The organism is Bradyrhizobium sp. CCGE-LA001, from assembly GCF_000296215.2.
GTDB lineage: Bacteria > Pseudomonadota > Alphaproteobacteria > Rhizobiales > Xanthobacteraceae > Bradyrhizobium.
Genome location: NZ_CP013949.1, coordinates 5,557,406 through 5,572,877 on the forward strand (window position 1 = coordinate 5,557,406; position 15,472 = coordinate 5,572,877).

A 15,472-nucleotide genomic window follows, 5' to 3' on the forward strand; every position below is an offset into this window, starting at 1 on the left:
AAGCCGATGCAACATCGAGGCTGTGCAATGGCCTTGCGGAGACTGCCTGAAGGCAAGCCGAGGGAGAGGATGCTCCACCTCGTTGGACGTTTGTGCTCAAGCCGGCGTCGCCTTGCCTGTGCCAAAGACACCCTTTTCAGTGAGCTCAGTGATCCGAAGCTGATCATAACCGAGCAAGTCATGGAGGACGGCTTTGGTATGCTCGCCCAGCAGAGGAGCTGCAACAGGATCGATCGCGCCGGTCAGACTCATTGCGATCGGCGGCTCAATGTTAGGGACCCACTCCGCTGTCGGATGCGGTATCCGGTTCAAGCGATGACGCTCGCGCGCCTCGGGCGCATTGAACCCTTCCTCGACTGTTCGAAGATAGCCCACAGGGATATTGGCCTGCTTCATCTTCGCCATCCAGTTCTCGAGCGTATCGTCGGCAAAGACTTCCGCGATGGCTGCCCGCAAGAGCTCCTTGTTCTCCGAGCGCGCTTTGCGTGTGGCGAACTGTGGATCGTTAATGAGGTCGGGCCGGTTCAGCACCTCGACGACCAAGCGGCGATAAAGCCGGTCGTTGGCGCAGGCCATGTAGAGCGGCCCATCGGAGGCCTCATACACCCCGACGGTCGGAGATCCGCTCGGCGAATTGCCGAACCGGCCGGGATTCTCGCCATTGATCAGATAGGCCATGCCGTAGAAGCCGGTCATTCCCATGGCAATGTCGAACAGCGCGACCTCGACATGCTGCCCGCGGCCGAGCCGGTCCCGCGCCAGCAGCGCCAGCAGGATGGCGTTGCAGGCAGACATTCCCGTTGCCATATCCACGATCGGCGGACCGGTGCGAACCGCCGGGCCGTCGGCAAACCCGTTGAGCGACATGAAGCCGCTTTCCGCTTGTGTGATCGGATCAAAGCCCGGACGCGAAGCAAACGGCCCGGTGCGTCCGTAGGCGGAGATCGAGCAATAGACCAGCCGCGGGTTAAGCGGCGCGACAGCTTCGTAGTCGAGGCCGAATTTCTTCATGACCCCGCTGGAAAAATTCTCGACGACGACATCCGCCTTGCGGATCAGGTCGAGCGCAATCGCGCGAGCCTCCGGCACGGCAAGGTCGAGCGCAATCCCGCGCTTGTTGCGGTTCAGGCTGAGGTAAGCGGCGCTTTCGCCGCCGATTTCGGCGTGCTCATATGCACGCGTGTCGTCGCCACCGTCAGGATTCTCGATCTTGATGACATGCGCGCCGAAATCGGCAAGCGTCTGCGTGCAGGCTGGGCCGGCCACCACACGCGTGAAATCGACGACCAGCAAACCGTCGAGCGCAGCCGGAGCTACCGTCGCACGCGGTGAACGTTCCGGCAATTGAGGCTTAGTGGACATCGATAGCGCTCCGTTACATCGGCTTGTGGCCGCCGAATTTCCTGCAGAAGCAAACTTAAAGCCCGACGCCGCCGAGTTCGCAAGTGCTTCGCCCGCATGGCCGCAAACGCAAAAAAGGCCCGGCAGCCTATCAGGCTGCCGGGCCGGTAGATGCTCAGCGCGTGCGGAGGCCACGCGCGTCTTGCGTAGCCCTCCTCGTTTGAGGAAGTCACGTTCCGCGCCGCGGGAAACGGGCCCGCGATGCTCAGCGTAGCCGCTTTCGCCAATACAGCGTGTGCGACCAGGCCCAGGGTGCCTCGGGCTCGTAGAGCCGATAACCCGCCTCGATGAAATTGTTCGCAGATGTCGGATTGTCCGTCGTATCGGAGACGATGCTATTCCACCCCAGACGCCGCCCTTGCGCCTCGATCGCCCGCATCAACCTGAGTTGAAGCCCCCGTCCTCGATGCCGCTGCAAAACCCCGACCCGGCAAAAATATCCACTGTTTCGCGCATGCGTCGACGGCACGACGCCGGCGAAGGCGACCGGATCATCATCGTGATAGGCGAGCCACCACGCACCCAAACCGAACTGCGGCATGGCGGCCCCATTGAAGAATGTCAGCCGATGCAGATCGCCGAGGATCTCGGCAGTCTCGTCATCGTCCGCATCGACGGTACGAATTCTGTACATGGAGATAGCCTTGTGGGGGATCTTAAGTCCGGCCGTCGAGACTCACTTGCCCAGCACGACTTTGACACCGAGCCAGACCGCTCCCATCAGACCGGTCGCAATCACCGTGATGACGGCCTTGAAGGTGTAGCTCTGCGCCTGCTCCACGCTTTTTCGCCAGCGCCGCAGGTGCTGAAAATCAGCTCGGAGCTCCTTCCGGTCGTCATCTTCAATTCCAAAAGAAGCCAGCACCGACGCCACCGCCTTCAGCACGATTGCATCGATGCTTTCCTGCTGGAGCCTGTGCTGCTCGGCCAGTGTCTCAGCAACGATCGCCCTGATTTCGTCATTCACGATTTTCACCGCTTGATGATCCTTGCAACGTTCTCGAAGCCGCGCTTGGCGAAGTAAAAGGAGACCACGAGATTGGCGGTGATTGCCGCAAATCCCGCCAGAGCGTCCGTCGAGCCGAAGCCGAGAACCTTGTCCCAGACCAGGAGCTTTGCGAAATAGAGCGCCACGCAATAGCCCATCAGCTTGTCCGGCTCGTACCAGTGCCCGATTTCTGCTTTCGCTGCCGACCCACTGCACGATCCACATCGTGAAGGCATCTGCCGCGGCACCGGCGCCGCCGATGTCGATAAAGGCGCGAAGCGGCAGCAGAGGATCGGCGGAGATTTTTCCGATCCGTCCCCCGGCACGCGCCTCCGACAGCAGCGAAGCAAAATAGGCGCCCTCGAAGGCGCGGGCATATTCGCCCTCCCAGATGTGATCGTAGCGCTCAGGATAGAGCTTCTGATCCAGCAACCGCTCCTCCCCGAGCACGTCCGGAAACCAGGGATTGTCACGCCAGTTCGCCTTCACGACGACGGCGCCGTCGGGCTGCCGCCCGCGTAAAAAATCGTCGATCGCATCGCTCTTGCGTCGCGGATTCCAGCTCGCCCAGAGCTCCGAATCCTTGGCGCGGATCGTCGGCCGCAGCAGCGCGAGGCTACGCGCGCTGAGCGACTGGGCCTCGTCGATCCAGGCGATGCGAAAACCTTCCAACGACTTGATTGAGTCGGCCGTGTGATCCTGAAGCCCGCGGAAGATGATCAGCCCGTCGCCGGGCGTCTCGATCTTGTCGCTGAACAGTTTGAAGCCGTGGCCGAGGCGAAGGCTCGCGATCTTGCCTTCGATCAGACGTTTCGAGGACTGCGCCAGCGTCCGCTGCGCCTCGCGGATGCAGACCGCGAGCGTGCCGCGCTCGGCCTGGCATGTCTCGACCAGAAGCTCGCCGAAGAAGTGCGATTTGCCCGAGCCGCGTCCGCCGTAAACGCCCTTGTAGCGCGCAGGTTTCAGCAACGGCTCGAAGATCTTCGCCGTCGGAATTTTCAGAATGGACAATGGATGCGCTCGCTTGCCCTAGGGCAGGCCGGTGCGCCTGCGCCACATCGCGGACCAGTCTTCGTTGTTAGGGATGCCAGGTGGTCCCTGCCGGGTCTGGCTCAGGTCAGGAGAGACCGCGCTTTCAGAGAAGGCGGCCAAAGTCCAAAAAGCCCTCCGAGCTGCTTCTGCGCGCTCTCCATTTCAAGAGACGCAAGCCAGCTCGTTCTACCCGTTGCCGCGATCCGCAGCTTCGGCTAGCTTGCTCAACTCAGGATGGACGCTTTACCGGCGACGGCCGAAAGCTGTCCTACTGCGGCGACCAAGTGCAGCGTTCCTATACGGCGCAACGCCGGACGAGCAAGCAGACCAAGAACTAGCGGAAGGGTCACCGAAACGAAAAACCCGCGGCCAATTGCACGGCGCGGGCTGAACCAACTAAATCTTGATGATGCCATTCTGCCAGTGTTTTGCCTGACGTGTCAAACGACAAATAGAAAATTCCGAATCTGCGCCGGCGAGCTCAGGCCTCGCTCTCGCCTTCCGTGTCGCTCCCATCCTTCGGATGAACGATGACGCGCTCGACCCGGTGAACCAGTTCGAGCGGTTGGTCTTCGCCGTTCTCGACCGGCTGCGCGGCTTTGCCCCAGCCGCGGTCGAGGATGGCGTTGGCCGCCGAGAGGCGTGCTGCAGGCGTTGCATCCTCGCTGCGCATGATGCCGACGAGAACACGGATGGCGGTCCTGGTGTGGCTGCGCGCCAGCGAGCGGATCTCGGTCAGCGTCCGCGCCCGCGACGTCTTCCTGGGCGCGGGCAAGCGCGCCGGCGCGCTCTCGCTCTCCTCCTCGATCAAGAGCAAGTCTCCCACAGCACGATTGCGACGAGACCCGCGAGCGCGAGCGAAATCAGGTAAGCGGTCATCATTCCTCCCAAAGAAGAAAATGCGCGGCAGATCGCGGCGATGAGGCGCGATCGTTTCGGGCGCGAACCCTATCTCCGTGGCTCCGGAGACCGCAGCGGCGCGGGCAAAGCCCCAGCGCCGCGGGCCGGCACGTTCGCGCGTGCACGGCCAGCAAATGGTTCGGACGGCGGCACGCCGATCGGCGCTCCCTGAACGCGTATCAAGCAAAGTGCGTGGCCGTGATGCGTGGGCCACCGTCCGATTCTGCAATCGAGAACGAAAAAACCCGCGGCGGATGTCGTCCGCGCGGGTGAACCAAACTCGTCTCGATGATGTCACTATGCCGGTGTTTTGCCCGACGTGTCAAACGAACCTGCGGGTCTCGCGAGAGTTAGTCGATCAGGAGGATCGACGCATGTCCAGGACGACGTCACGACAGGCATCGCGCAACCGGGCCGGAGCCGGCCCGCCGCGCGGCGATCACAAGCCGCACATCGACAAGGCGCGCGAGATGCACGACACGATCGTCGAAGATTCCGGCGAGACCGAGGACAGAGGTCGCGATCTCTCGCAGGGCGAAGGCGGCGCCATCGACCTTCCCGCCAAGCCGGGCGATTTGTCGAAGGACGATTAGGCTTGAAGGAACCACCCTGGCGAGAGGCGCGTTAGTTCCTTCGTTGGAAGGAACCTGCGTGAGATGAGCCACACTGTCCTGGTTGTTGACGACGATCCCGCCGTCCTCGACGTCATCGCGGACATGCTGGAGGATCTCGGCTGTCAGGTCATCCGCGCCCAAGCCGGGAGAGACGCCCTCGACCGGCTCGAGCATAACCAGGACATCTCCATCCTCATCACCGACATCAACATGCCCGGCATGGACGGTCATGAACTGGCCGAGCGGGCGCGGCGCGTCCGTCCGGAGCTGAAGGTGCTGCAGCTGTCGGGCCGCGAGCCGCGGCGCGGCGGCCTGCCGATGATCCGCAAGCCGTTCTCGTTCGAGGAGCTCGCCGACATCATGCACCGAACCACCGGCATCTGCTGAACACAGCGCAAGAGAACAACGCCCCAGAACAGAAAAACCCGCAGCGGATAGCGTCCGCGCGGGCTGAACCAAACTCTTTCGATGATGCCATTATGCCGGTGTTTTGCCCGACGTGTCAACGCGGCGAGCGCGAAAGAAGGCGACCTTCCTCCCAGCTTGATATGTAGTGCGCAAGGGGCTTGCTTCAAGCCCCCGTTCCTGCCGTAGAAGCCGTGACCCAGCCAACGACATCGAGGGGGTCACGACATGCCGATACTGCTTCCAAGGTCGCGTTCGAACCACGAGGCCCATCGCGCCGGCGCGAACGCCGCGGCGAGCGCCGATCATGCCGTCCTCATCGCCGGCGGCGGTCCCACCGGATTGATGCTGGCCGCCGAGCTCGCGCTCGCCAAGGTCGACGTCGCGGTGATCGAGCGGCGCGCCAGTCAGGCGCTGGTCGAGACCCGCGCCGGCGGCTTGCACGCCCGCACCATCGAGATCCTCGACCAGCGCGGCATCGCCGATCGCTTCCTGCGCGAGGGCCAGATCACCCAGCTCGCGGGCTTTGCCTGGACCAGGCTCGACATCAGCGACCTCCCCACGCGCCATCCTTACGGGCTCGCGCTGCGGCAGGCCCACATCGAGCGCATCCTGGCCGATTGGGCCGCCGAGCTCGCCGTGCCGATCTATCGCAACACCGAAGTCACGAATGTCGCGCACGACGAGACCGGCGTCGACGTCACGCTTTCAGACGGCAAGGTGCTGCGCGCAAACTATCTCGTCGGCTGCGACGGCGGCCGCAGCGTGGTGCGCAAGGCCGCCGGCATCGACTTCGCCGGCTTCGCGCCGACGCTGAGCAATCTCATGGCCGAGGTCGAGATGCGCGAGCAGCCCGAGTTCGGCCTGCGTCACGACGCGCTCGGCTTTCACGGCCTGAGCAAGTCCGAGAGCGGCCGTGTGCTGGTCGTCGTGACCGAAGCAACGCTCGCGCGCAGCGGCGAGCCCTCTTTGCACGACCTCAGCGAAGCCCTCCATGCCGTCTACGGCACCGATTTCGGCGTGCACGACCCAGCCTGGATCTCGCGCTTCACCGATGCGGCGCGGCAGGCCACCTCATATCGCAAGGGCCGCGTGCTGCTCGCCGGCGATGCCGCGCATATCCATCACTCCGTCGGCGGACAGGGCCTCAACCTCGGTGTGCAGGACGCCGTCAATCTCGGCTGGAAGCTGGCGCAGGTGGTGCGCGGCATCTCGCCGGACAGCCTGCTCGAGAGCTATCATGCCGAGCGCCATCCCGTCGCCGCGCGCGTGCTGAAGACCACCATGGCGCAGATCGCCCTGCTCCGCCGCGGCGACGACGGCCTCAAGGCCGCGCGCGAGACCGTCGCCGAGTTGCTCGGCCTGGACGCTCCCCGCCGGCGTTATGGCGCGATGATGAGCGGGCTCGACATCGCCTATGATCTCGGCGAAGGCCACGCCCTGCTCGGCCGCCGCATGCCCGATCTCGATCTCATCGTCGCAGGCGAGGCGCGAACACTGTTCACGCTGCTGCACGGCGCGCGCGGCGTGCTGCTCAATTTCGGCGAGCCCGGCGGCGGCGAGGCGGCGCGCTGGGCCGATCGCATCGCCGTCGTCGACGCTGTCTATGACGGCCCATGGCAGCTGCCGGCGATCGGAGATGTCGCAGCGCCACGCGCCGTGCTGGTGCGGCCCGACGGCCATGTGGCCTGGGTGGGAGATGAGAGTGAGCACGGACTTGAGGAGGCGCTGACGCAGTGGTTCGGGCCGGGTGCGGCGTAGTGCAGGACGTGACGACGCTTCAAAAAACGAAGCCCGCGGCGCGCCGCGGGCTTAATCCAAACTTTTCGATGATGCCATCATGCCAGTGTTTTGCCCGACGTGTCAAACGGGCGATCTCCAATGGCATGCTCGTCGTCGCGATCGGCTTCACTCAGGGTGAATGAATGGCCGTATCCAGCGCGAGAACCACTCTTCAGCGTAATTGCGTGGATTGCTAGTGCCTGCCACTCCGAAGATCGGTGGCGGAATGAGGTAGCTTGGCTCATCCGCGAACGCGCCGATCGGCTTGCTCGCCGGCGGCCGGCCGTCAGCTGTTGGCACAATCCAACTGCCAAACCTCTCATTGAGTTCGGTGGAAGGCAGATGCGGGACCGGCGCACTGCCCGACGTGAACACGCTGCCCGCGTTCGATGCGTTGACACGGGCCAGACGCCGGACTTCCTCAGGCGGGACTGATCCCGCGCTGGGTGTAGGTACGGCTTCAGGCGGACCTTCGGTCGGCACGGTGCCACTTGGCGTGCTGGTCCAATTGCCAAAGCGATCCGCGAAAGAGCTAGCGTGTGCCTCGGGAACGAGGGAGGAAGCTCTGTTAACCTGCGGCCCGGACGTTGATGAGTTCGAATAGCCGCTACTGTGATCCGTTTCTTTGAGGCCGCTGCCCAAGGTGTCTGACGCGGTCGTTCCTGTTGAGAACACTCCTCCGCCAGGAGTGTCGGCACCGAACTTCGTAGCCGGCATGCTATCCTGCGCGGTGGCAGCTTTCGAGAGCGCAAAGAGGCTGCCAAAGGCAAGCAGCCAACCGGGAACGAAGGGTAGTGCTACTCCGGCCGCCGCAGCTCCGGCCAACAAAGGCACAGGATTCTGCCCCACGAATGAGCCGCCGGCCAAAGGATTTCCATAGAACGGCAGCCACGCTCCAGACGCCGGATCGGATTGGAGAACCAAAGGATCTACTGAGGTGGCCGTAGTTGGAGGCAGTTGATCGAACTGTTTCTCGTCTGGACCAGGCGCAGGAAAGGCCGGCAGTTGGCCATTGAAGCGCGGATCGCTTCGTGTGAACCCTTCTTGTTCATTCAGACCAGCGAGAGAAGGTGAACTGTATCCTGGCAGCGACGGAAAGTCGCGCGGGTTGAGTGCTGTCGAACCAGGCGTCTGCAGAATATTCGCGGTGGAATCGAGGGCCGAAGGCTTGCGCTGCCACTTCGTTCCGTCCAGGTCCCGGTTGTCTGCAGTTATGTTAACGCCAGGGTTGCCCGCGATCACTTCATCCAGCAGCCTCTCTCTCTCTGGGTGATCCAGATAGAGCAACCATTTGATCAGATGTTTCTGGCCGGCATTCGCTCCCCTCTTCTCAAGATCTCGGATAGCGCTGAGTTGATCAGGATACTGTTCGAGGTAAGCTTCGGGGTCCGTCAGAACCTTCTCAATTCCGCGATCGACCTCCTCTCGCGTCTTGCCAATCGGTACATTTGTATAGAGATCGCCGTTGAGGAAACCGACTCGTATTGCGTTGATAAGAGTCTTGATTTCTAGAACCCGATCGTCTGGGCTTGAAGTCTTCGCGATTTTGTCGAGTTTTTTAGAAATTTTTTCGCTATAGGGAGTAACGTGTCTGCTGGGATGGGGTGACACATCTAGTTTTGCCGCGACTTCCCGATCTGCTGGCAAGTAGATGCGATTTTCGGGACCATCGATGTCGAACGTCTGTTTGTCTATATCATCGAACGCTTCGTGGCCTCTGAATCGATCGAGAATAATGTGATGATCAGACAATATCGACATGCGTCCTCGCGAAATCGATCTCGGTAGGATCGGCCGATGAGCAGTCGACGCGTGAGACGCGCATGCACATCGCAAAGCGAAAGCCCGCGACCTTCAGATCGGGTTGCAATGGTTTTGGATGCTTGGTTTTGCAGACGACACGCTCAATCAGAGTGCCGGCAACACGCTTGGCAACGGAACGTTGATATGTCGCCCGGGAATGCAGGCTCGAGTATCTTCAATCGCGCGGCGCGGTATCGACGCAATAACCGCCATCTAATTGTGCACGCGAGCAGACCGCTAAGCGAGACTGGCCAAGTCTCACCTATTCGTCAGTAAATCGAACCTCGCCGGCCCTTTAATCCCCCGGAAATGCACTGCTGTCGGCGAGCGAACAATATCGGGCTACGCAGCACGGGGCGACGCAAGCTCAGAGTTTTAAAACGTCTATGAAGTTAATTCGTTTGAGGCCCGCTGACTTGCAGGCATCTTTGAAATCTTGATCACATATGACGGTCGGTTCGGCGTAGGCCATATGGAAAATATGTGCTTGCCCGATCTCGGCATCTCTGAACACCAGTTTGCATCTGGAGGAGAAGTCGTAATACTTCAGCCCATGATCGAGATAGCGGATATCGTCCCGAATTCCGATCTCCAAGATCGATTGCGATTCATCCAGTGCGTCGAGGACGCGGACGACATCGCACAGCCAATAGCCCGACCAATCATAGATACCGGGCGCCACTCGCAGATCGCACGGCACAAATCGAAAGGCTTCCGGATCAAGCCTTTCGAACACGACCTTTGTCCGATCCGAAATGAACCACCAGCGGTAGCAGGGTTCGAGGTCACGCGGCAAAACGCCCCTGGATCTATCAAACACGACAGGCACACGCTCGAGAGATGCCGGCAGACGAGCTACCTCATAAGGAGGAAGGATACTCTCGTCCTCCACCCACAATCCCGAACTGCGTCCGTTCCAGTCAGGACCTATTCGATAGAAGCGGCGCTTTCGCGCTCTGGGGCGCTTCGCGACAGAAATCCCTGTTTCGTCAGCCATGACCGCTTCCGTTGAACAACCTGGTCGCAGCGAATACCGGGCGAAGGCTCCGATGGCTGCCAAACAATAAAGCCCGCGGTATCCCGCGGGCTCGATCTATAATCTTTCGATGATGCCATACTGCCAGTGTTTTGCCCGACGTGTCAAACGATTGGCTTAAAGATTGGCGACACCTCGACAATAGGTCTTACAGCTATCGGCAGAAGCCGCGCATTAGCTCAATACTTTCTTGCATCGGTGAATGCGATGCCCTTAACGGCCGATTCTTTGCAGGCATCCTTGAATGCCTGATCGCAGACGATCCTTGGATAGAAACAAAGCCTGAAGATATGAGCGGCCCCGACAATCTCCTCTTTGAACACAAGGCTACTTCCGTGTAACTTGTAGACCTTCCAATCGGGCGTCGGATACTCGATCTTGAGAACCGAGTTCGCTTCGTCGACAGCATCGAGCACCCGGACGATATCGCAGAGCCAATATGTAGGGGCCACTCGATTGTCTCGATATCGGGACTCGCACCTGACAAAACGGGCTCCCTCTGAATCTAGCGTCTCGAGAAGGATCTTCATCCGGTCGGAAACAAGCCAGTAGTCCTGAAACATCTCCCAGTCCCTGGGATCGCGGCCGAGAGACTTGTCGATCACGAGTCGCGGTGGTTCCGGGAAAGGCACGAAGCCGCGCCCTCGCGGCGGAATGAGTAGTTCGCGCACCGGCGGTAGCTGCGAGATTCTCCATATCTTACCCCGGCGCGGTTTGAAGCCTGAAGTCCAGATCAACCAAATAGAACTTTCGAGCCTTTGCCTTGCCGGGGCGCTTCTCTGAAGGGGGACGTACCATCCGCCTTCTCTCGTTTACATACGCCGTCGGGGTCCATCTATGAGGCGGCGACGTCGCGCTGCGGATTGCTTCACAACACAAATGCTTTGTCGTCACTCCTGACTGAGCCTGGGCGAAAATCGTGCTTCAACGCCAACCGGCAGAGATCGCGATGAGCTGACCAACAACAAAGCCCGCGGTTTCCCGCGGGGCTCGATCTATAATCTTTCGATGATGCCATACTGCCAGTGTTTTGCCCGACGTGTCAAACCACCGGCTTGGGACACGCAAGCGCCAAATGCGGCGACTGAAGCAGTTCATTGGAGAGAGCCCGCCAAGTCGTCACTACAGAAGAACACCGGCAAATCGCCGAAAACCTCCGAATTCCTGTGCCGAACCTTGATGCGCTCTTCCGCACTTGCGCCGATGGTGTCGCCGTCCTTCACCACGTTGCCGTGCTCGATCAGATAGGCGGACAATCCGGCCACCTTGTCGATCACTGTCGGCAAGGTCAGCCTGGCGGACCTGAACTCGATCTCGCGGCCGACGAAACTGGACAAGCCGACAGTGATTGCGCCGATCTTCCGGTCCGACCGGAAGGGAAGAATGTCCACCCACAGCGTGAAGGGATAATCGGGAAACGGGGCAAAGGCGCGGCTCGAGGATTCCAGCCAGAGACCGGACGGCCGGGCGACCCGGCCGTCCCACACCACGCCGCAACTTTCCGGCATGGCGGCGATCAGTGCGCCAATCACCGAGGTGGTGGTTCGCGCGGCGGTGAGCGGCGGCACGTCCTTTCCCAGGGCCGAGACGATCAGGTGGCCGCGATGCCTGACAGCCACGGCCTTGCTTTCCGGCCAATTCGTGGCCGCGCGCGACCACAGGCCGGTATCGTCCGGAAGGGGCGCCGGCATCGACATGACGGCAACGAGCTGGTTGCCGCAGCGAATGAGCGGCGAGCTGGCCTGGACGTGTTGCTCGCCAGGATCGTCTGGCCCCGTCATCAGATCCGGATGTCGCGCGCGAAGGATGTTCGCGACAGCGGACATGTCCGGCGTGACCGGACTGTCCAACAGAACAAAACCGAGAGACAACTTACTCATGAACAGCCCGCCGAACGCTCGAGACGAGACGCTCGTCTCACCCAGAGATTGAAGCTTCTGCTACCTTAGAACAAAAAGGGAACAACGTCAAGGGACGTTTGTCCCCCTCTCCACCATCCCCCTCACCGACGCCAGCAGCAGCACCACGCACACCGCCAGCAGCACGATGTCCTTGAACAGGAATTCGCCGGCGAGCGTCCAGGCCATCGGGTCGGTGGAGAGGCTCCAGGTCACGACGCCCGGCGTGGTGAAGAAGAACGAGAAGGTGACGAAGAAGGTGACGACGCCCATGAAGGCGCCGAGCGCGGAGAGTAGCGGCGAGAAGGCGCCGGCGATCAACAGCGCGGCGATGGCGAATTCGGTGACGCCGAGAAAGTAGGCCTCGCCGCGCAGTCCGAACACCTGCAGCCAGGAGATGAACGGGCTGCTGGCGATGAACTGCGCGATGCCCTGCGCCGATTGCGGCGTGAATTTCTGCATGCCGAACGAGACGAAGATGATCACCATGACCCAGCGCAGGATGGCGAGCGGGCGATAGGATCCGTGGCCGGCTTCGGCGATGTTGAACTCTGCTTTCATGGACGTGGTCTTCCCCTTGCGCTCCCCGCCTTCGTCGCGGGTTGCCGGTGATACGGCACGCCCGTCCGGCCCGTTACGCCCGCCCGCCTCACGCGAGGGTCACGGTTTCGTGGGCGGCAAGGCAGCGCCCGTCCCGCAGGAACAAGCGGCAAGACGCCGCGTTGGAGCGGAATGCCGGGAGCAATGACCGATCCCCTGCTGGCACGCGCCGATGCCGTCCTGCTCGAAGCCGAGCGGCTGCGAGCTGCGCTGGCGCGTGAGCGGGATACGGCGTGGGCGATCTGCACCCAGGCCGAGCAAACCCGCACGCTGCAGGATGGCCTTATCCCCGCGGTCGCGATCGCGCTGACCGTCAGCGCTCCTGCTCCGGCGAAGCGGTAGGCTCGCGCGGGAAAGGCTCCTGGGTCTTGCGGCCCAGGAACGTGTCGGGCACCGGGGTTTTCAGAACCTCGCAGGATTGCGCGATGAGCTGACGCAGGAAGTTGCGCTGCCGCGCGAGGGCGGCGATCTCTTCGTGGATATGACGTGTGTTCGGGTTGTCGCCCGGCATGGCCGTGCTCCCTTCGCTTTTGCAGGCGGGAGCGCGCTCGGTCTCTCAGCCACCGACGCCTACGGGCAGAGCCTCGGCCGGTGATGACTGTAAACTACCACAAGCTGCCTTTGTTCAATAGCGAATGTTCAAAAGTGAACTTTGAACCACGCTGCTCAAATTGAGTAAGACGCTCAAGGCGCTGTATTCGCTTCCGAAAATAAGTGTTCGCGGACTATCATTTGATAGGGACTCTGTGCTTGCGAAGTCGTAGAGTTGATTCATCACCGCAAGGCCCGTGGCATTTATCGGTGATGAGAACGCCAGTTGCGCTCCCGCCCTACTCTAGCAAGGGAGATGCGCCATGCTGAAACGGCGTCGCTTTAAACACACCAAGACTCTCGCCGAGCGTCTCGCGGACGAAGCCGCGCGCTGCCGCGAGGAAGCGCGCGCGCTGTCGCCCGGGCGCCGCCGCGAGATGCTGCTGCGCCGGGCGCGGCAGGACGAGACCGCCATGCAGATCGACGCCTGGCTGCAGTCGCCGGGCCTGAGGGCGCCGACATGAGCCAGTGCCAGCAATATCGCGCCTATCTCGTCGGCGAGAACGGCGTCTTCCGTTCCGCCGAAGCGTTCGAAGCGGCATCCGACGCCTCCGCCCTCACCTTCGCGCGGCAGTTCACGCGCCACGGCAAGGTCGAGGTCTGGCAGCTCGGCCGCAAGATCGCGGTGTTGGAGCCCGAGCAGCAGCATCAGGCCCGGTTCACCCGTCAATGATCGCGCCCGTGCGAGCGCGTCTTGTAATTCTCTATCGCGAAAGAAAACTGCACGTGCATCACGGGGCCGTCCTCGTCGCGCACGTCGATCGCAAAGCTCTGCTTGCCGTCGGCCGGTGAGGCGGAGATCACGGCGTCGCGCGCCATGTCGGCGACGGACTTGGCGGCCTCGGCCTGAACGGCGCGCAGGCTCGCCAATTCCAGTCCTTCCTCGTCGAACGCTGTACCCTTGCCGTCGCGGAGATCGAAAAAGTATCGGGGCATCTTCGCTGGTCCTTTGCCTATGTTAAGTTCGGCGCGGGCAAAGGTTTCTAGCGGACGAAAAAAATTGTCTTGGGATCAACGGGTTCTGGGAACAGAGCCCCGCGCCTGCGAGGCTCACTGCTCCGCCAGCTTGCGCGCGATATAGGCGTCGATCGTCTCCGCAAAGGAGCGCTGCACGCCAACGGCGGCGACGTGCTGGTCGCGCGCATCGAGCTGGAGCACGCACAGCCCGCGCCCGCGCGCGGCCGCCGGCGTCACCGCGAGATATTGCTCGATGGCATTTTCGGCGAGCGGAATTCCCTGGGGATCCCCCCTCGCAATCAGGAGCCGCAGCAGGCTCACACAATCGGCCAGGCCCGGCATGTCATCCTGCCTCATCCGCGCGGGGATTTCGGCTTCGGCCTCCGCACCGGCTGGGTGTGGGTGCCGAATAGGGCCAGCAGCAACGCGACTTCTTCCTTCGAACCGATCTGGATCATGATGTCTCTCCTTTTCGCTTCGTTGGTCGGGCGCCGCGGCCGGGGAGTTCGAGACAATCGGGTTTCAGCAGTGTTTCAGCCGTGTTTCGTGCGAGGGCTTACGTGCACAATTGGACGCTCGCGCACTGACCGCTGAGGGCCGGCCCAGCGGGCTGCGCCGCTTCGCTCTTCCTTAACCCCGATGCCGCTACCTTCCCGCCTTCAGGCAAGGGAGCTGGTGGCCATGGCGTGCAAGGGATGCGGGGACGGCACGGAGCTGCCGTTCAAGTTCAAGATGGCGTTCCAGCCGATCGTCGACGTCGCCGAGCACCGCGTCTGGGGCTACGAGGCGCTGGTGCGCGGGCCGGAGGGCGAAAGTGCACACAGCGTGCTGAGCCAGCTCACTGACGAGCAGCTCTACCGCTTCGATCAGGACGCCCGGGTGATGGCGATCGAGACCGCGGGCCAGCTGTTCGATGATCCGCATGCGCGCCTCTCCATCAACTTCATGCCGAACGCGGTCTACGAGCCGCGCGCCTGCATCCAGAAGTCGCTGCAGGCGGCGAGCCGCGCGCGCTTTCCGGCCTCGAACCTGATGTTCGAGTTCACCGAGAACGAGCGGATGAGCGATCCCAAGCATGTCGAGAACATCATCCGAACCTACAAGGCGCTCGGGTTCTGGACCGCGCTCGACGATTTCGGCGCCGGCTATGCCGGCCTCAGCCTGCTGGCGCGGCTGCAGCCGAACCTGATCAAGATCGACATGGAGCTCTTGCGCGACATCCATCTCAGCCAGCCCAAGCAGGTGATCGTGTCAGCCCTTGCCGGAATTGCCCGCGAGCTGGACATCACCCTGCTCGCCGAGGGCGTCGAGAGCGAGGCCGAGCTCACCACGCTGCGCGCCGCCGGCATCCGCCTGTTCCAGGGTTATTATTTCGCAAAGCCCGGCTTCATGTCGCTGCCTGCGGTGCGGGGTCTTGGGAAGATCGACCTGTCCCTGGCCCTGTGAGGAACGCGACCCCTGAGTC

At 62.0% G+C, this 15,472-nt stretch carries 19 protein-coding genes and 2 pseudogenes; 7 read left to right on the forward strand and 14 right to left on the reverse strand.

Annotated elements, in window-relative coordinates:
* Positions 1-96: 96 nt before the first annotated feature.
* From BCCGELA001_RS25970 to BCCGELA001_RS25990, 6 genes and pseudogenes are all read right to left on the reverse strand, one after another.
* The gene (locus tag BCCGELA001_RS25970) at positions 97-1,362 is read right to left on the reverse strand and encodes a CaiB/BaiF CoA transferase family protein (RefSeq protein ID WP_060736641.1); all 1,266 of its coding nucleotides are present in this window, start codon (positions 1,360-1,362) and stop codon (positions 97-99) included.
* 244 nt (positions 1,363-1,606) lie between these two features.
* Positions 1,607-2,035, reverse strand: a complete 429-nt coding sequence (locus BCCGELA001_RS25975) for a GNAT family N-acetyltransferase (protein ID WP_008555597.1) — start codon at positions 2,033-2,035, stop codon at positions 1,607-1,609.
* A 42-nt stretch (positions 2,036-2,077) separates the two neighbouring features.
* Positions 2,078-2,377 (reverse strand): hypothetical protein, encoded by a 300-nt coding sequence (locus tag BCCGELA001_RS25980; protein WP_060737835.1) that lies wholly within the window; start codon positions 2,375-2,377, stop codon positions 2,078-2,080.
* Positions 2,374-2,583, reverse strand: a pseudogene (locus tag BCCGELA001_RS39465) (hypothetical protein); the annotation flags it as partial. The pseudogene BCCGELA001_RS39465 and the gene BCCGELA001_RS25980, both read right to left, overlap by 4 nt.
* Positions 2,584-2,827: 244 nt before the next feature.
* Positions 2,828-3,400: pseudogene (locus BCCGELA001_RS25985) on the reverse strand (phage terminase large subunit); the annotation flags it as partial.
* A gap of 502 nt (positions 3,401-3,902) precedes the next feature.
* Complete coding sequence (locus tag BCCGELA001_RS25990; protein ID WP_060737836.1) at positions 3,903-4,229, reverse strand: hypothetical protein; 327 nt, start codon at positions 4,227-4,229, stop codon at positions 3,903-3,905.
* A 466-nt stretch (positions 4,230-4,695) separates the two neighbouring features.
* Between BCCGELA001_RS25990 and BCCGELA001_RS25995 the strand changes: the two genes are divergently transcribed.
* From BCCGELA001_RS25995 to BCCGELA001_RS26005, 3 genes are all read left to right on the forward strand, one after another.
* Positions 4,696-4,914 (forward strand): hypothetical protein, encoded by a 219-nt coding sequence (locus tag BCCGELA001_RS25995; protein ID WP_008555611.1) that lies wholly within the window; start codon positions 4,696-4,698, stop codon positions 4,912-4,914.
* Between the two features lie 63 nt (positions 4,915-4,977).
* On the forward strand, positions 4,978-5,322 hold the full coding sequence (locus tag BCCGELA001_RS26000; RefSeq protein WP_008555614.1) for a response regulator: 345 nt from the start codon (positions 4,978-4,980) through the stop codon (positions 5,320-5,322).
* A gap of 246 nt (positions 5,323-5,568) precedes the next feature.
* Positions 5,569-7,101 carry an FAD-dependent monooxygenase gene (locus tag BCCGELA001_RS26005; RefSeq protein ID WP_060736642.1) on the forward strand — a complete coding sequence of 511 codons (1,533 nt, stop codon included), beginning with the start codon at positions 5,569-5,571 and terminating at the stop codon, positions 7,099-7,101.
* A gap of 147 nt (positions 7,102-7,248) precedes the next feature.
* On the opposite strand, the gene BCCGELA001_RS36165 is transcribed toward BCCGELA001_RS26005, so the two are convergent.
* The 5 genes from BCCGELA001_RS36165 to BCCGELA001_RS26030 all read right to left on the reverse strand — a co-directional run bounded on the left by BCCGELA001_RS36165 (position 7,249) and on the right by BCCGELA001_RS26030 (position 12,420).
* Positions 7,249-8,883 carry an AHH domain-containing protein gene (locus BCCGELA001_RS36165; protein ID WP_083543390.1) on the reverse strand — a complete coding sequence of 545 codons (1,635 nt, stop codon included), beginning with the start codon at positions 8,881-8,883 and terminating at the stop codon, positions 7,249-7,251.
* Between the two features lie 409 nt (positions 8,884-9,292).
* The gene (locus tag BCCGELA001_RS26015; RefSeq protein WP_083543391.1) at positions 9,293-9,922 is read right to left on the reverse strand and encodes an imm11 family protein; all 630 of its coding nucleotides are present in this window, start codon (positions 9,920-9,922) and stop codon (positions 9,293-9,295) included.
* Between the two features lie 218 nt (positions 9,923-10,140).
* Positions 10,141-10,632, reverse strand: coding sequence for an imm11 family protein (locus BCCGELA001_RS26020; RefSeq protein ID WP_335339424.1), 492 nt, complete (start codon positions 10,630-10,632; stop codon positions 10,141-10,143).
* Positions 10,633-11,055: 423 nt separating this feature from the next.
* Positions 11,056-11,841 (reverse strand): DUF4261 domain-containing protein, encoded by a 786-nt coding sequence (locus BCCGELA001_RS26025; RefSeq protein ID WP_060736643.1) that lies wholly within the window; start codon positions 11,839-11,841, stop codon positions 11,056-11,058.
* Between the two features lie 87 nt (positions 11,842-11,928).
* On the reverse strand, positions 11,929-12,420 hold the full coding sequence (locus tag BCCGELA001_RS26030; protein ID WP_008555650.1) for a DUF417 family protein: 492 nt from the start codon (positions 12,418-12,420) through the stop codon (positions 11,929-11,931).
* Positions 12,421-12,591: 171 nt separating this feature from the next.
* Between BCCGELA001_RS26030 and BCCGELA001_RS26035 the strand changes: the two genes are divergently transcribed.
* Positions 12,592-12,801, forward strand: coding sequence for a hypothetical protein (locus tag BCCGELA001_RS26035; RefSeq protein ID WP_144441473.1), 210 nt, complete (start codon positions 12,592-12,594; stop codon positions 12,799-12,801).
* Here the strand turns inward: BCCGELA001_RS26035 and BCCGELA001_RS26040 are convergent.
* Positions 12,773-12,970: a hypothetical protein gene (locus tag BCCGELA001_RS26040; protein WP_008555655.1), complete on the reverse strand. Its 198-nt coding sequence runs from the start codon at positions 12,968-12,970 to the stop codon at positions 12,773-12,775. The genes BCCGELA001_RS26035 and BCCGELA001_RS26040 overlap by 29 nt on opposite strands.
* Before the next feature lie 343 nt (positions 12,971-13,313).
* Here BCCGELA001_RS26040 and BCCGELA001_RS26045 point away from each other — a divergent pair, with 343 nt between their 5' ends.
* The gene (locus BCCGELA001_RS26045) at positions 13,314-13,514 is read left to right on the forward strand and encodes a hypothetical protein (protein ID WP_008555657.1); all 201 of its coding nucleotides are present in this window, start codon (positions 13,314-13,316) and stop codon (positions 13,512-13,514) included.
* Complete coding sequence (locus BCCGELA001_RS26050; protein ID WP_008555659.1) at positions 13,511-13,723, forward strand: hypothetical protein; 213 nt, start codon at positions 13,511-13,513, stop codon at positions 13,721-13,723. Before BCCGELA001_RS26045 ends, BCCGELA001_RS26050 begins: the two co-directional genes overlap by 4 nt.
* Here BCCGELA001_RS26050 and BCCGELA001_RS26055 read toward each other — a convergent pair.
* Positions 13,717-13,986, reverse strand: coding sequence for a DUF6894 family protein (locus BCCGELA001_RS26055; protein ID WP_008555661.1), 270 nt, complete (start codon positions 13,984-13,986; stop codon positions 13,717-13,719). The genes BCCGELA001_RS26050 and BCCGELA001_RS26055 overlap by 7 nt on opposite strands.
* A gap of 114 nt (positions 13,987-14,100) precedes the next feature.
* Positions 14,101-14,349: a hypothetical protein gene (locus tag BCCGELA001_RS26060; RefSeq protein ID WP_060737837.1), complete on the reverse strand. Its 249-nt coding sequence runs from the start codon at positions 14,347-14,349 to the stop codon at positions 14,101-14,103.
* Positions 14,350-14,682: 333 nt separating this feature from the next.
* Here BCCGELA001_RS26060 and BCCGELA001_RS26065 point away from each other — a divergent pair, with 333 nt between their 5' ends.
* Positions 14,683-15,453, forward strand: coding sequence for an EAL domain-containing protein (locus BCCGELA001_RS26065; RefSeq protein ID WP_060736644.1), 771 nt, complete (start codon positions 14,683-14,685; stop codon positions 15,451-15,453).
* The last annotated feature ends 19 nt before the right edge of the window (positions 15,454-15,472 follow it).

Bases quoted from the DNA above. Each gene is read 5' to 3' on its own strand.
- BCCGELA001_RS26040 (WP_008555655.1), bottom strand. From the start codon at position 12,970: ATGCCGGGCGACAACCCGAACACACGTCATATCCACGAAGAGATCGCC.
- BCCGELA001_RS25975 (WP_008555597.1), bottom strand. From the start codon at position 2,035: ATGTACAGAATTCGTACCGTCGATGCGGACGATGACGAGACTGCCGAG.
- BCCGELA001_RS26025 (WP_060736643.1), bottom strand. From the start codon at position 11,841: ATGAGTAAGTTGTCTCTCGGTTTTGTTCTGTTGGACAGTCCGGTCACG.
- BCCGELA001_RS25970 (WP_060736641.1), bottom strand. From the start codon at position 1,362: ATGTCCACTAAGCCTCAATTGCCGGAACGTTCACCGCGTGCGACGGTA.
- BCCGELA001_RS25995 (WP_008555611.1), top strand. From the start codon at position 4,696: ATGTCCAGGACGACGTCACGACAGGCATCGCGCAACCGGGCCGGAGCC.
- BCCGELA001_RS26015 (WP_083543391.1), bottom strand. From the start codon at position 9,922: ATGGCTGACGAAACAGGGATTTCTGTCGCGAAGCGCCCCAGAGCGCGA.
- BCCGELA001_RS26035 (WP_144441473.1), top strand. From the start codon at position 12,592: ATGCCGGGAGCAATGACCGATCCCCTGCTGGCACGCGCCGATGCCGTC.
- BCCGELA001_RS26060 (WP_060737837.1), bottom strand. From the start codon at position 14,349: ATGCCGGGCCTGGCCGATTGTGTGAGCCTGCTGCGGCTCCTGATTGCG.
- BCCGELA001_RS26055 (WP_008555661.1), bottom strand. From the start codon at position 13,986: ATGCCCCGATACTTTTTCGATCTCCGCGACGGCAAGGGTACAGCGTTC.
- BCCGELA001_RS26050 (WP_008555659.1), top strand. From the start codon at position 13,511: ATGAGCCAGTGCCAGCAATATCGCGCCTATCTCGTCGGCGAGAACGGC.
- BCCGELA001_RS36165 (WP_083543390.1), bottom strand. From the start codon at position 8,883: ATGTCGATATTGTCTGATCATCACATTATTCTCGATCGATTCAGAGGC.
- BCCGELA001_RS26005 (WP_060736642.1), top strand. From the start codon at position 5,569: ATGCCGATACTGCTTCCAAGGTCGCGTTCGAACCACGAGGCCCATCGC.
- BCCGELA001_RS26030 (WP_008555650.1), bottom strand. From the start codon at position 12,420: ATGAAAGCAGAGTTCAACATCGCCGAAGCCGGCCACGGATCCTATCGC.
- BCCGELA001_RS26000 (WP_008555614.1), top strand. From the start codon at position 4,978: ATGAGCCACACTGTCCTGGTTGTTGACGACGATCCCGCCGTCCTCGAC.
- BCCGELA001_RS26045 (WP_008555657.1), top strand. From the start codon at position 13,314: ATGCTGAAACGGCGTCGCTTTAAACACACCAAGACTCTCGCCGAGCGT.